The organism is Rhodanobacter sp. AS-Z3, from assembly GCF_029224025.1.
Lineage (GTDB): Bacteria > Pseudomonadota > Gammaproteobacteria > Xanthomonadales > Rhodanobacteraceae > Rhodanobacter.
Window position 1 is genome coordinate 452772 of sequence record NZ_CP119392.1, and the last position, 12254, is coordinate 465025.

Consider the following 12254-nt stretch of genomic DNA (forward strand, 5'->3'; position numbering starts at 1 on the left):
TCCGAAAGCCCATGAGTCAGAAAATCAGCCCCCTCGCCGGCAAGCCGGCACCGAAGTCGATCCTGGTCGACGTGCCAAAACTGCTGGCCGCCTATGCCGATACCCGACCCGATCCATCGGTGCCGGCGCAGCGCGTGGCATTCGGCACGTCGGGGCATCGCGGCAGTTCGCTCGATGGCAGCTTCAACGAATGGCATATCCTGGCGATCAGTCAGGCAATCTGCGAGTACCGCCAGTCGAAGGGCATCGATGGTCCGTTGTACATGGGCTTCGACACGCATGCGCTGTCACAACCGGCGTTCGAAAGTGCGCTGGAAGTGCTGGCGGCGAATGGCGTCGAGGTGATGATTGCCAGCGGTGGCGAGTTCACCCCCACGCCGGCGATCTCTCACGCGATCCTTTGCTACAACAAGCACCGCACCCATGGTCTTGCCGACGGCATCGTGATCACCCCGTCGCACAATCCGCCGGACAACGGCGGCTTCAAGTACAACCCGACCAATGGCGGACCGGCCGATACCGACATCACCAAGTGGGTGGAAAACCGTGCCAACGCGCTGATCGAGGCCGGGCTGAAAGAGGTGAAGCGCGTACCGTTCGCGCAGGCGCGCAAGGCCGCCAGCACCCACGAACACGACTACCTCAATTCCTACGTTGCCGACCTCGCCAACATCATCGACTTCGACCTCATCCGCAGTGCCGGCGTGCACATGGGCGTCGATCCGCTCGGTGGTGCCGGCGTGCACTACTGGGCGCCGATCGCCGAGCGCTACAAACTCGACCTTACCGTGGTCAGCGATGTGGTCGATCCGCAGTTCGCTTTCATGAGCGTGGACTGGGACGGCAAGATCCGCATGGACCCGTCGTCGAAGTACGCAATGCAACGACTGATTAGCCTGAAGGGCCAGTACGACGTGGCGTTTGCCTGCGACACCGACCACGATCGCCACGGTGTGGTCACCCGTTCCAGCGGACTGATGGAACCGAACCATTATTTGTCGGTGTTGATTGATTACCTGTATCGCAACCGCCCGCACTGGAGTGACCAGGCGGCAGTGGGCAAGACCGTGGTCACCACCGCCCTGATTGATCGTGTGGTGCAGCGACTGGGACGCAAGTTGTACGAAGTGCCGGTCGGTTTCAAATGGTTCTCCGAAGGTCTGTTCGACGGTTCGCTGGGTTTCGGTTGCGAGGAAAGCGCGGGCGCGTCGCTGCTGCGCCTTGATGGTTCGGTGTGGACGACCGACAAGGACGGCCTGGTGCCAGCCTTGTTGTCGGCGGAGATCACCGCGCGCGCCGGCAAGGACCCCGGCGAGCTGTTCGACCAGCTCACCAGCGAGCTTGGCAAGCCCTACGCAAACCGCCTCGAAGCCGCTGCCACACCAGCACAGAAGTCCAAACTTTCCAAACTCTCTCCCGATCAGCTGAAGAGCGATCAGCTTGCCGGCGAGAAGATCGAACAGGTGCTGGACAAGGCACCCGGCAACGGCGCAGCGATTGGCGGGATCAAGGCGATTGCCGCCAACGGCTGGTTCGCCGCGCGGCCGTCTGGCACCGAGGCGATCTACAAGATTTACGCGGAAAGCTTCAAGAGCGAAGAACACCTGAAGAGCCTGCTCGACGAGGCACAGAAAATCGTCGACGCCGCGCTCGCGTAGGAGCGCACCCGGTGCGCGATGCTCTTCGTCACGCGACGAAATGCTCGCGCACTGGGTGCGCTCCTACAACGCCCGACCGCCCGGCAGGCCATGCCCGACTTGCGCGACATTTCGCACCCGATATACAACCCCTCAACACTGGAGAACACCATGTCCAACGATCTCGACCAGCAATGCATCAACATGCTTCGGTTCCTGTCGGTGGACATGATCCAGAAAGCCGACAGCGGTCACCCCGGACTGCCGCTGGGCGCCGCCACGATGGCATATGTGTTGTGGACGCGACACATGAAGTTCCACCCTGCTGACCCACACTGGGCGGATCGCGACCGCTTCGTGCTGTCCGCCGGACACGGTTCGGCGCTGCTCTACAGCTTGCTGTTCGCCAGCGGCTATGACGTGTCACTGGACGACCTCAAGCAGTTCCGCCAGTGGGGCAGCAAGACACCCGGTCATCCCGAGTACGGTCACACTCCCGGTGTGGAAGTCACCACCGGTCCGCTCGGCCAGGGCCTGGCCAATGCGGTCGGCATGGCGATGGGTGAAGCGCAGTTGGCAGCCACGTACAACCGCGATGGCCACACCATCATCGACCATCACACGTGGGCGATCGTCAGTGACGGCGACCTGATGGAAGGCGTGGCCAGCGAAGCGGCTTCGCTGGCCGGCCACCTGAAGCTGGGCAAGCTGATCTGCCTGTACGACGACAACTACGTGACCTTGTCTGCCGGCACCGACATGACCTTCTCCGAAGATCGTGGCGCGCGTTTCGACGCGTATGGCTGGCAGACCATCCACGTCGACGATGGCAACGATATCGATGCGATCCACGCCGCCTTGCGCGCCGCGCGCGAGGACACCAGCCGACCGTCGTTGATTCTGGTACGCACGCATATCGGCTTCGGCTCACCCGAGCAGGACAGCCACGAAGCCCACGGCTCGCCGCTGGGCGTGGAGAACGTGAAGAAAACCAAGCAAAACCTGGGCTGGCCGGTGGAGCCGGACTTCATTGTGCCGGAGGCCGCGCTGGCCCACATGCGTGAAGTGCAACAGCGCGGCGCGCAGGCGCAGTCGGCGTGGAACGGACAAATGCAGGCATACGCCGCCGCGTTCCCGTCACTGGCAAGCGAGCTGCAGGCCCGCCTGGGTGGCGAACTGCCGCAAGCCTGGGACGCAGATATTCCGCTGTTCCCCGCCGACCCGAAGGGTCTGTCCACCCGCGTCGCCGGCGGGCAGGTGATGAACGCGTTCGCGGCGAAACTGCCGGCATTGTGCGGCGGCTCGGCCGACCTCGATCCGTCCACTTTTACCGCGCTGAAAGGCTTTGGCGACTTCAACCCACCGGCGAAACCTGGCGAAGACACCGAAGGTTCCGACGGCGGCGGCTGGAGTCGCGCCGGTCGCAACTTCCACTACGGCGTGCGCGAACACGCGATGGCGGCGATCAGCAACGGCCTGGCTGCGCATGGCGGCTTCCTTCCGTTCGACGCCACCTTCCTGATCTTCTCCGACTACATGCGTCCATCGATTCGACTGGCCGCCTTGATGGGACTGCACGTGGTGCATGTCTTTACCCATGACAGCATCGCGCTGGGCGAGGACGGCCCGACACATCAGCCGGTCGAGCAACTGGCCAGTTTGCGCGCGATCCCGAATGTCACCGTGATTCGCCCCGCCGATGCCAACGAGACGGCGGTGGCGTGGAAGGTCGCCGTGACCTCGAAGGGTCACCCGGTACTGTTCGCACTATCGCGGCAGAAGCTGCCAACGATCGACCGCAAGCGCTACGCCAGTGCGGACGGCGTGCGCCGGGGCGCCTACATCTTGAGTGATGCGAAAGACAACCAGCCCGCACTGATCCTGATCGCCAGCGGCTCCGAAGTCAGCCTGATCCTGCAAGCCGCCGAGCAGCTCGAAAGCCGCGGTATCGCCGTGCGTTGCGTGTCGATGCCTAGCTGGGAACTGTTTGAGGCACAGCCGCAGAGTTACCGCGACGAAGTGCTGCCGCCGGAAGTCACCGCGCGGCTGGCAGTGGAGTTGGGCGTGGCGCAGGGCTGGCGCCGCTACACCGGCGAGCAGGGCGATATGCTCGGCATCGACCGTTTCGGCGCGTCCGCACCCGCCGACAGGTTGCTGCAGGAATTCGGCTTCACCGTCGACAACGTGGTGAAGCGGGCGAAGGCGTTGCTGAGCAAGTAAGTCCGCTCATGCGAAAAGGCCGGCGGATCGCCATGATCCGCCGGCCTTTTTGTTTCAGCGGCTTAGTTGCGCGACTGCAATTTCGACAACAGACGCAGCAATTCCAGGTACAGCCAGACCAGGGTGACCACCAGCGCAAACGCGCCGTACCACTCCATGTATTTCGGGGCGCGGGCTTGGACGCCTTGCTCGATCATGTCGAAATCGAGGATCAGATTAAGCGCGGCGATCACCACCACGACAGCGCTGAAAGCGATACCCATGCCGCTGTTGCCGTTGATGAAGCCCATCGAATGGCCAAAGAAACCCATCACCATATTGGCCATGTAGAGCAGAAACACGCCTCCGGTTGCCGCGACAATACCGAGCTTGAACTTCTCGGTGGGGCGGATCAGCCCACTGCGGTAGGCAATCAGCAGCGCCGCCATGATGCCGAAGGTGAGACCGACGGCCTGCAACACGATGCCCGGATAGCGCGCATCGAAGATTGCCGATAGCGCGCCGATGAACAGGCCCTCCGCCACCGCATACAGCGGTGCGGTGTAAGGCGACCAGGTTTTCTTGAACACCGTGATCATGGCCAGCACGAAGCCGCTGATGGCGCCGCCCATGATCAGCGGCAGCAAGGTTCCGATGCTTTCCGGACCGGCGTACTTGCTCCAGCTGAACATGGCACCGATCACCACCAGCACCAGCAGCAGGCCGGTCTTGTTGATCGTGCCGTTGAGGGTCATGGCCTGGTCGCCATGCGATACCACCGCGCCGCTGGCAGCATCGAGAAAGGTGTTCTTGTTGAGTGCCGGGTTACCGCTTTGCATGATGAACTCCCGATGGTTTGCCACCATCGTACTGGCTGTTGACGGCGACGACAGCCGCCGCGTTGATACGCCGCGCTGCATTGGCATGACCAACTACGCGACAATATGACCTTGCCGAGTCTGCCGGAGTTCCGATGAATCCATCCACCCTGCGTATTGCCACCCGCAAAAGCGCGCTCGCGCTGTGGCAGGCCGAACATGTGGCCGCGCTGCTGCGCGCCGCGCATCCGGGATTGGTCGTCGAACTGGTGCCGATGAGCACACGCGGTGACGAGATTCTGGACAAGCCGCTGGCCAGCATCGGTGGCAAGGGTTTGTTCCTGAAGGAACTGGAAGTGGCCATGCTGGAAGGCCGCGCCGACCTGGCCGTGCATTCGCTGAAAGACGTACCGGCCGAGCTGGAACCCGGCTTCGTGTTGCCGACGATTCTGCCGCGCGCAGATGCCGCGGACGCGTTCGTCAGCAACGACTACGCCGAGCTCGCTGCGCTGCCGCAGGGTGCGCGGGTGGGTACTTCATCATTGCGTCGACAGGCGCAGTTGCGCGCGTTGCGACCGGATCTGGTGCTGCTCGACCTGCGTGGCAATGTGGGCACCCGACTGAGCAAGCTGGACGCCGGCAACTACGACGCGATCGTGCTGGCCTGTGCCGGGCTGGAACGATTGGGACTGGCCTCGCGCATCCGTTCGCGACTGGCCGCACCGCACTGGTTGCCGGCCCCGGGCCAGGCCGCCATTGCGATCGAGGCGCGCGCGGATCAGTTCGCGGTGCTGGCCCTGCTCGGTGCGCTGGAAGATGTCGATAGCCGGCTCACCATCACCGCCGAGCGCGCGATGAACCACGCCTTGGGCGGCAGCTGCACGGTGCCGGTAGGTGCGTGGTGCACGCTGGCCGAACACGGCCTGCATTTGCGTGGACTGGTCGGCGATGCCGCCAGCGGGCGCTTGCTGCACGCCGAGGCCAGCGGCCCCGCTGACCAAGCCGAGGCACTGGGCCGACGGGTGGCTGAGCTGTTGCTGGCGCAGGGCGCGGGCGAACTGCTGGGGTGAGGCGGGGAACGGGGAACGGGGAATGGGGAACAAAAGCTTCCCAGCTTCACGCGCTTCCTGTTCCCTGTTCCCCGCCCTTCACTCAGAAGTTGTAAACCAGATTCGTGGTGGTCAGCGTGTCGGTCTTCTTGGTACCCGGCCGTACGTCGGTGTTGTGGCGAACCTGGAAACCAACCTTCAGCGCCAGCTTGCGGGTCATGCTGACCGCCAGGCTGGCGTCGTTCTGCAGGTAGGAGTTCTTGGAGCCCGCTTCCATCAGGAAGGTGTCTTCGAACGCCGTGTTCTCGGTGAGCTTGTACTTGTAGTTGATCAGGCCACGACCCACCATTTCGCTTTCGGTCGGCTGCCGCTGGTGCACCACGGTATTGCCGACCACCACGGCGACGTCCGCCGGACGATAACGCTTGTAACCCGGACCGATTTCGAACGACAGCTCGTTGCGGCCATCCTTCAGTGCAATGTAGCCGTAGCCCAGCGAGACGATGCCCTGCCAGAGGTTCGAGCCGAAGTCGTCGTGCTCATAGCGCGCGGCGCCCACGATATAGCTGCGCGGATCAAGCTTCAGGCCGACCGAGGCGCCGCCGTCATAGCGATTCGCAGTGGTGTTGAATTCCTTCAAGGTGTTGCCGTTGGTGTCGACCACGGTCTGCTGGCTTTTCGAGCGCAGGGCATCGACGAAGAAGTTGTTCTTCCACTGGTCGTTTTCCTGGCTCAGGCCGAGCTTGGCATTGATGTTCTCGGAGCGAGAATTGCCGGTGGCCGAGGCAAAGCCGAACTCGCCCGAGCCGGTCCAGCCGCCGTTGTTGGCTGGCTGCGTGTCGGTGTCCTGGGCCTGGACGGCGAAGCTCGCAAAGCTGGCCAGCAGCAAGCCGGCGATCAAGGTCTTTTTCATGGGGGACGATCCGTTTGTTAAAAGATGGTAACGCGCTACCTTAACGACGTGGATTGAACTGCCAATGAACGGCGCTGCATCGCCATCGCGGACGACTCAGCCCGCCAACGGAAGTTCGTCGCAGAGTGCCGTTTGGTAGACATGTTGTTCCACCATCTTGCCCAGCAAGCAACTGGGCACGGCGACGGCGGCAGCGAGTAAGCCGCCGCCGAAACGCTCGGTCAGCAACAGCGCGGCGCAGGGCAGCACGTAAACCAGCAGCGCGGCGAACATGCGCAGGGGCGACACCGGATGCAGGATGCTGTCGTGGTCGCCTGCGTGGGCGGGCTCCAGCGACTGCCAGCGCATGCCTTCGAGCAAGCCCAGCAGCAAGGCCAGCGCCAGCAACAGCAGCACCCAGGGATAGGCGCCGTGTTCCGGCTCCGGGCCACTCTGCAGCATGAAACACAACCACAGCCACAGCCCACCGCCATACCACGCGGTGACCAGCCGGCTCACCGGCAGGCTGCTGGACAGCCGCTGCAGATCCGGCGAGAGCTGGTTGCGGAAGCGACAAGCGCTTTGCACCAGGCTGACCAGACTGCACAACATCAATAATGCTCCGGCCAGACGCATGACCAGCGCGTGTCCGTGACCGTCACCCAGCAGGATCAGCAGCAGCACCGGGCCAAGACAGGTCAGCGCCATCCACCCTGCTCGCGTCGGCCAGCGACGCCCCGAGGGCGATGTGCCATACCCATCCGATCCGCCAGCCACGCGTTGACCGCGCGAACCCAATCCAGCACCTACGAGCGCCGTGCCAAGCATTAGCGGCATCTGCATGGGACCGTCACCGATCTGGTTCATGCCAAGCGCCACGCCCATGCCCAGCCAGACCCACAAGCCATAACCGCTGATCGCCAGCACCCGCAACAGAATCTCGACGTATCCCGGCGGCAAGGCATCGGGGGCATAAAGGTCGTGCTCGCGACTGGGCAGCATGAGGCATCCATGACGGTGTTCGACAATGCCCGCAGCGACTTGCGGGCGGCACATACCGCCGCCATGCTACACAAGGCCTGCCATCGACGAAATGCCGCCCCATGGATCGTTACGAACGCATACTGACCCTGCACCGGCTGCTGAAGTCGGCGCATTACCCGATTCCGCTACCGCGCCTGCTCGACGAGCTGGAATGTTCGCGTGCGACGCTGTATCGCGACGTGGCGTTTCTGCGCGATGCACTGCGCGCGCCGATCGAAAGCGGCGGCAACGAGCAGGCGGCGTTCCGCTACGAACTGGCCGACGGCGAGAAATTCGAGTTGCCCGGGCTGTGGCTGACCTCCGACGAGCTGGCCGCGCTGCTGGCCTTGAACGAACTGATCGGCCGTTCCGGCCCCGGCGTGCTGGCCGGCGCGCTGGCACCGTTCAAGTCGCGCATCGAAGGGCTGCTGTCCAATCACGACAACGGCAAGGCCCTGCCGATCGAGCGTATCCGGGTAATCCCCTGGGGCGAGCGCAAACTGGATCAGCAGGTATTCCGCACGGTGGCCGGTGCGGTATTGCAGCGCAAGCAACTGCGCTTCCGCTATCGCGCGCGCACCACCAACGCCGACAGTCGGCGTACGGTGTCACCGCAGCGACTGACGCATTACCGTGACAACTGGTATCTCGACGTGTGGGATCACGACCGCGACGCGCTGCGCAGTTTCGCCGTCGATCGCATCGTCGAGGCACAGACGCTGGATACCGCCGCGATCAATGTGACGGACACCGATCTCAATGACTTGCTGGCCTCCAGTTACGGCATTTTTGCCGGCAAGCCGAAGGCGTGGGCCACCATTCGGTTCTCGTCGCATGCGGCACGCTGGGTGGCCGACGAACACTGGCATTCGCAGCAAAAGGGCGAGTGGCTGTCCGACGGCCGCTACGAATTGAAGCTGCCCTACTCCAACTCCAAGGAGTTGCTGATGGACGTGCTCAAGTACGGTCCGGATGCGGAGATCGTGGCGCCGTTGTCACTGCGCGAGGAGATGAAGATTCTGCTGCAGCTGGCCTTGGGCGGCTACGCCCAATAGATAACTCGAACATGCATTCCTCAGCGGCATTCAAGCTCCTCGAATGCACGAAGTGACGAAACCCGCGCGGCACGATCGCCTCCTCTCCCCTGCGGGGAGAGGATTGAGGTGAGGGGGGCGGTATACGACGCAGCTTGTTCAAAGCCCGCTTCGATGTTGCTTCCGCGCAAGAGTGTCCCCTCACCCCAACCCTGTCCCCGCAGGAGAGGGGGAACGAACGCGAGAAGCTCTTGGCTCGGTTAAAACGGCCAGAACTGCGGGATCAGCCACATCGACAGCGTGCAGAAAATGGCGATCAGCGGGATGCCGACTTTCATGAAATCGGTGAAGCGGTAGCCGCCGGCGTAATAGACCATGGTGTTGGTGGGATAGCCGACTGGCGTGGCAAACGACGTGGCCGCCGCAAATGCCACCGCCACCACGAACGGGCGTGGGTCCACATGCATGGCATGGGCAACCGACACCGCAATGCCAACCATCAGCACCACCGACGGGTTGTGCCCCATCAGTTCGGTCAGCAGCGCGGTCAGCAGGTAGACCATCAGCAGGGCGGCCAGCGGTCCGTGATTGCCAACCACGCCAAGCCCCATGTGGACCAACGCCTCCGACAAACCGCTGCGCTCGATCGCAATGCCCAGCGGCAGGATCGCACCAAGCAAGACGATGATTTTCCAGTCAATGCCTTCGTAGACATCCTTGCGGCCAAAGCAGCCAGTCAACGCCATCGCCACCGCGCCGCAAATGGCGGCAATCGGTATCGGCAACCAGCGCAGGCCTGAGGTCACCACCACCGCCGCCATGATGGCTGCCGCGTACAAGGCCTTGCGCGGGGTGCGATGGGTTTCTTCGCGCTCGCTCAGCACGATGAAGGCCTCGTCATTGCGCAGGTTCGATAGCGCCGCGTCATCCACCAGTACCAACAGCACGTCGCCCACCGCAAGGCTGACATCGCTGAGCTTGTCGCGCAGCAGTTGACCACGCCGATGGATGGCCACGGCAACGGCGTCGTAGCGCCACTTCAGGCCGGTTTCGTCGAGCCGGCGTCCCTCCATCGCGCTGGCCGGCGCCACCATCAACTCGACCATCACGCGTGAACGACTGTCACCCTTGGCGTAACGGCGATCCGGTGCGCTGCGCAGACCGGTGCGGCGCTGGAAGTCCTCGATTTTTTCCCAGTCACCGCGTACCAGCAACACGTCGCCAACGGCAATTTCCTGGCTGCGCGGCGACCACATGCGCTTCTCGCCGCGCAACAGTTCCAGCGGATAGACGCCATAGCGCTCGCCGAGCTTGGCATCGGCAATGCTGCCGCCCAGCAGCGACGATTGTTCGGTCACTTCCAGTTCGGTGACGTACTTGCCGATTTCTTCCTGCGCCGGCATCTGGGCGTCCGTCTCGCGCGGCAGCAGCCAGCGGCCAACCAGCATCAGGTAGACGATACCCACCACGGCCAGAATCATGCCCATGCGGGTGAACTCGAAGACGCCGATCGGGTCCATGCCGTGCGTCTGCGCCAGCGTGTCGGCCAGCAGGTTCGACGAAGTGCCGATCAGGGTGCACACGCCACCCATCTGCGCGGCATAGGCCATCGGCATCAACACACGCCCTGGCGAGGTATTCGTGCGCTGGCACACGCGCAACGCCAGCGGCAGGAAGGTGGCGACCAGCGCGATGTTCTTGACGAAGGCGCCCAGCGGCGCAATCGCCAGCATCAACGCCAGGGTCAACAACCACGGCCGCTTTATGCGCATCAGCAGGCGAGTCAGGGGTTCCAGCGCACCGGAGCGCTCAATGCCGAGGCTCAGCGCGAACATCGCCGCCACCGTTACCGTTGCCTCGTTACTGAAACCGCTCAACGCCTCGGTCGGGCTGATGATGCCCAGGATCACCAGCGCCGCCAGCACCAGCAGGGCGACCAGATCGATGCGCAGCTTTTCGCTGGCAAACAACGCCATCGCCAGCACGATCACCGCCACCGTCGCCCAGCCCTGCAAAGTCATGCAGCGACTCCGCGTGCGGTGGCGCGTGCGGGTGATGAGAGTGCAGCGGTAGCGAGAAACGTCATGCCTGAATCCGGGTGGGTTAGCGCAAGATTGCTTTCACGAGCACCGTCATACTAACCAGCCGCCGCCGCGATCGCTCGTGGTTCGCGCAGCTTCCGCATGGCGCTGCATGCATTTCGTGATTGAATGTTGCTTATGAAAGTACCCGAAACCGCAGCCGCCGCAACGGCAACCTCGCGCGACCGTCGCAAGCCCACTGTCGCGTTGGCTTTAGGCGCGGGCGGCGCCAAGGGGCTGATTCATATTGGCGTGATCGAGGAACTCGAAACGCAGGGCTACCAGATCGTTGCCATCGCCGGCACCTCGATGGGCGCCTTGATTGGCGGTATCCATGCCGCCGGCAAGCTGGCGGTCTACCGCGACTGGGTCTGCGCATTGGACAAGTTCGACGTGTTGCGACTGGTCGACTGGACGTTCACCGGCGGCGGCTTGATCAAGGGCGAGAAAATCATCGAAACCATGCGCACACTGGTCGGTGACGTGCAGATTGAAGCGCTGCCGCTGGCCTTCACCGCGGTGGCCACCGACATCGAGCGTGGCCGTGAGGTCTGGCTCAGCCGGGGCAGTTTGTTCGATGCGATCCGCGCCTCGATCTCGATTCCCACGGTGTTCCGGCCGCACATCATCAACGGCCGCCGGCTGGTTGATGGCGCGCTGCTCAATCCGGTGCCGGTGACGCCATTGATCCGCGAAAGCGCCGACTACACCATCGCCGTCAGCGTGGACGGCGTCGCCACCAGCAGCACACCGCCCGAACCGCCGGTGCGCGACGACAGCGCGCAGGGCAGTTATCGCCAGCGTGTCGGTGATTTCATCGGGCGGATGATTCCACGCGGTGAAGAAGAACCGCGCGAGCCGGGTACGTTCGACGTGATGGCGCAATCGATGGACCTGATGCAGGCGAACCTGGCGCGCTTGCGCCTGGCGGCCTATGAGCCGGACTTGTTGATCGAGTTACCACGCAATATCGCCAGTGCCTACGAGTTCTACCGGGCGCGCGAGCTGATTGAACTGGGCCGCCTGCAGGCGCGCACCAGCCTGGCAAACTGGCCACGCGCAGGGACGCCACAGCGCGAGCGCTGATGCTCGGCGAATCAACGCGGGCCGTGCGAATGCAGCCAGTTTTCCAGATAGGCCTTCATCGCCACCGCGTTGTTGTGCTCTTCGTCGCGCGCGCCGTAGAGCAGGGTGAGCGGGTGCCGCGCGGCGCGTTGCGCCAGCGGTTGCCAATACTCGGCGAGCTGGTCCAGTTCGCTGGCGTAGCGATGGCGGAAGCCATCCCATAACGCCGGGTCATGCCCGAACCATTGGCGCAACGCGGTTGATGGCGCCAGTTCCTTCGCCCACAGATCCAGCGGCACCGCTTCCTTTTTCAGTCCGCGCGGCCACAGCCGATCAATCAATACGCGATAGCCGTCAGCCGGTGCCGCCGGCTCATAAACACGTTTGATGGCGATACTCATGGGCAAACTCCCCGCAGGAGATCCCCAGCATACGACGGTGCAAGCACGCCGTCGT

Annotated in this window: 10 protein-coding genes; 5 read left to right on the plus strand and 5 right to left on the minus strand. The window is 63.5% G+C overall.

Going from position 1 to position 12254, the window contains the following annotated elements; genetic code table 11:
- Positions 1-11: 11 nt before the first annotated feature.
- Both pgm and tkt read left to right on the plus strand, forming a co-directional pair.
- Positions 12-1658: a phosphoglucomutase (alpha-D-glucose-1,6-bisphosphate-dependent) gene (gene pgm, locus PY254_RS01945; protein ID WP_281013806.1), complete on the plus strand. Its 1647-nt coding sequence runs from the start codon at positions 12-14 to the stop codon at positions 1656-1658.
- A 150-nt stretch (positions 1659-1808) separates the two neighbouring features.
- The gene (gene tkt / locus PY254_RS01950) at positions 1809-3857 is read left to right on the plus strand and encodes a transketolase (protein ID WP_281013807.1); all 2049 of its coding nucleotides are present in this window, start codon (positions 1809-1811) and stop codon (positions 3855-3857) included.
- A gap of 62 nt (positions 3858-3919) precedes the next feature.
- Here tkt and PY254_RS01955 read toward each other — a convergent pair whose 3' ends face one another.
- Positions 3920-4675 (minus strand): Bax inhibitor-1/YccA family protein, encoded by a 756-nt coding sequence (locus tag PY254_RS01955; RefSeq protein WP_281013808.1) that lies wholly within the window; start codon positions 4673-4675, stop codon positions 3920-3922.
- 134 nt (positions 4676-4809) lie between these two features.
- Here PY254_RS01955 and hemC point away from each other — a divergent pair, with 134 nt between their 5' ends.
- Complete coding sequence (gene hemC / locus PY254_RS01960) at positions 4810-5724, plus strand: hydroxymethylbilane synthase (RefSeq protein WP_281013810.1); 915 nt, start codon at positions 4810-4812, stop codon at positions 5722-5724.
- 82 nt (positions 5725-5806) lie between these two features.
- On the opposite strand, the gene PY254_RS01965 is transcribed toward hemC, so the two are convergent.
- Both PY254_RS01965 and PY254_RS01970 read right to left on the minus strand, forming a co-directional pair.
- Positions 5807-6616 carry a DUF481 domain-containing protein gene (locus tag PY254_RS01965; protein WP_281013811.1) on the minus strand — a complete coding sequence of 270 codons (810 nt, stop codon included), beginning with the start codon at positions 6614-6616 and terminating at the stop codon, positions 5807-5809.
- A gap of 96 nt (positions 6617-6712) precedes the next feature.
- On the minus strand, positions 6713-7597 hold the full coding sequence (locus PY254_RS01970) for a hypothetical protein (RefSeq protein WP_281013812.1): 885 nt from the start codon (positions 7595-7597) through the stop codon (positions 6713-6715).
- Positions 7598-7698: 101 nt separating this feature from the next.
- Here PY254_RS01970 and PY254_RS01975 point away from each other — a divergent pair, with 101 nt between their 5' ends.
- The gene (locus PY254_RS01975) at positions 7699-8673 is read left to right on the plus strand and encodes a helix-turn-helix transcriptional regulator (protein ID WP_281013813.1); all 975 of its coding nucleotides are present in this window, start codon (positions 7699-7701) and stop codon (positions 8671-8673) included.
- A 239-nt stretch (positions 8674-8912) separates the two neighbouring features.
- Here PY254_RS01975 and PY254_RS01980 read toward each other — a convergent pair whose 3' ends face one another.
- Positions 8913-10673, minus strand: a complete 1761-nt coding sequence (locus PY254_RS01980) for an SLC13 family permease (protein ID WP_281013814.1) — start codon at positions 10671-10673, stop codon at positions 8913-8915.
- A gap of 198 nt (positions 10674-10871) precedes the next feature.
- Here PY254_RS01980 and PY254_RS01985 point away from each other — a divergent pair, with 198 nt between their 5' ends.
- Positions 10872-11819, plus strand: a complete 948-nt coding sequence (locus tag PY254_RS01985) for a patatin-like phospholipase family protein (protein ID WP_281013815.1) — start codon at positions 10872-10874, stop codon at positions 11817-11819.
- Positions 11820-11830: 11 nt separating this feature from the next.
- Here PY254_RS01985 and PY254_RS01990 read toward each other — a convergent pair whose 3' ends face one another.
- On the minus strand, positions 11831-12199 hold the full coding sequence (locus PY254_RS01990) for a DUF488 domain-containing protein (protein WP_281013816.1): 369 nt from the start codon (positions 12197-12199) through the stop codon (positions 11831-11833).
- Between the last annotated feature and the right edge of the window lie 55 nt (positions 12200-12254).

Coding starts and splice junctions, on each gene's coding strand:
- pgm (WP_281013806.1), top strand. CDS start 12: ATGAGTCAGAAAATCAGCCCCCTCGCCGGCAAGCCGGCACCGAAGTCG.
- tkt (WP_281013807.1), top strand. CDS start 1,809: ATGTCCAACGATCTCGACCAGCAATGCATCAACATGCTTCGGTTCCTG.
- PY254_RS01955 (WP_281013808.1), bottom strand. CDS start 4,675: ATGCAAAGCGGTAACCCGGCACTCAACAAGAACACCTTTCTCGATGCT.
- hemC (WP_281013810.1), top strand. CDS start 4,810: ATGAATCCATCCACCCTGCGTATTGCCACCCGCAAAAGCGCGCTCGCG.
- PY254_RS01965 (WP_281013811.1), bottom strand. CDS start 6,616: ATGAAAAAGACCTTGATCGCCGGCTTGCTGCTGGCCAGCTTTGCGAGC.
- PY254_RS01970 (WP_281013812.1), bottom strand. CDS start 7,597: ATGCTGCCCAGTCGCGAGCACGACCTTTATGCCCCCGATGCCTTGCCG.
- PY254_RS01975 (WP_281013813.1), top strand. CDS start 7,699: ATGGATCGTTACGAACGCATACTGACCCTGCACCGGCTGCTGAAGTCG.
- PY254_RS01980 (WP_281013814.1), bottom strand. CDS start 10,673: ATGACTTTGCAGGGCTGGGCGACGGTGGCGGTGATCGTGCTGGCGATG.
- PY254_RS01985 (WP_281013815.1), top strand. CDS start 10,872: ATGAAAGTACCCGAAACCGCAGCCGCCGCAACGGCAACCTCGCGCGAC.
- PY254_RS01990 (WP_281013816.1), bottom strand. CDS start 12,199: ATGAGTATCGCCATCAAACGTGTTTATGAGCCGGCGGCACCGGCTGAC.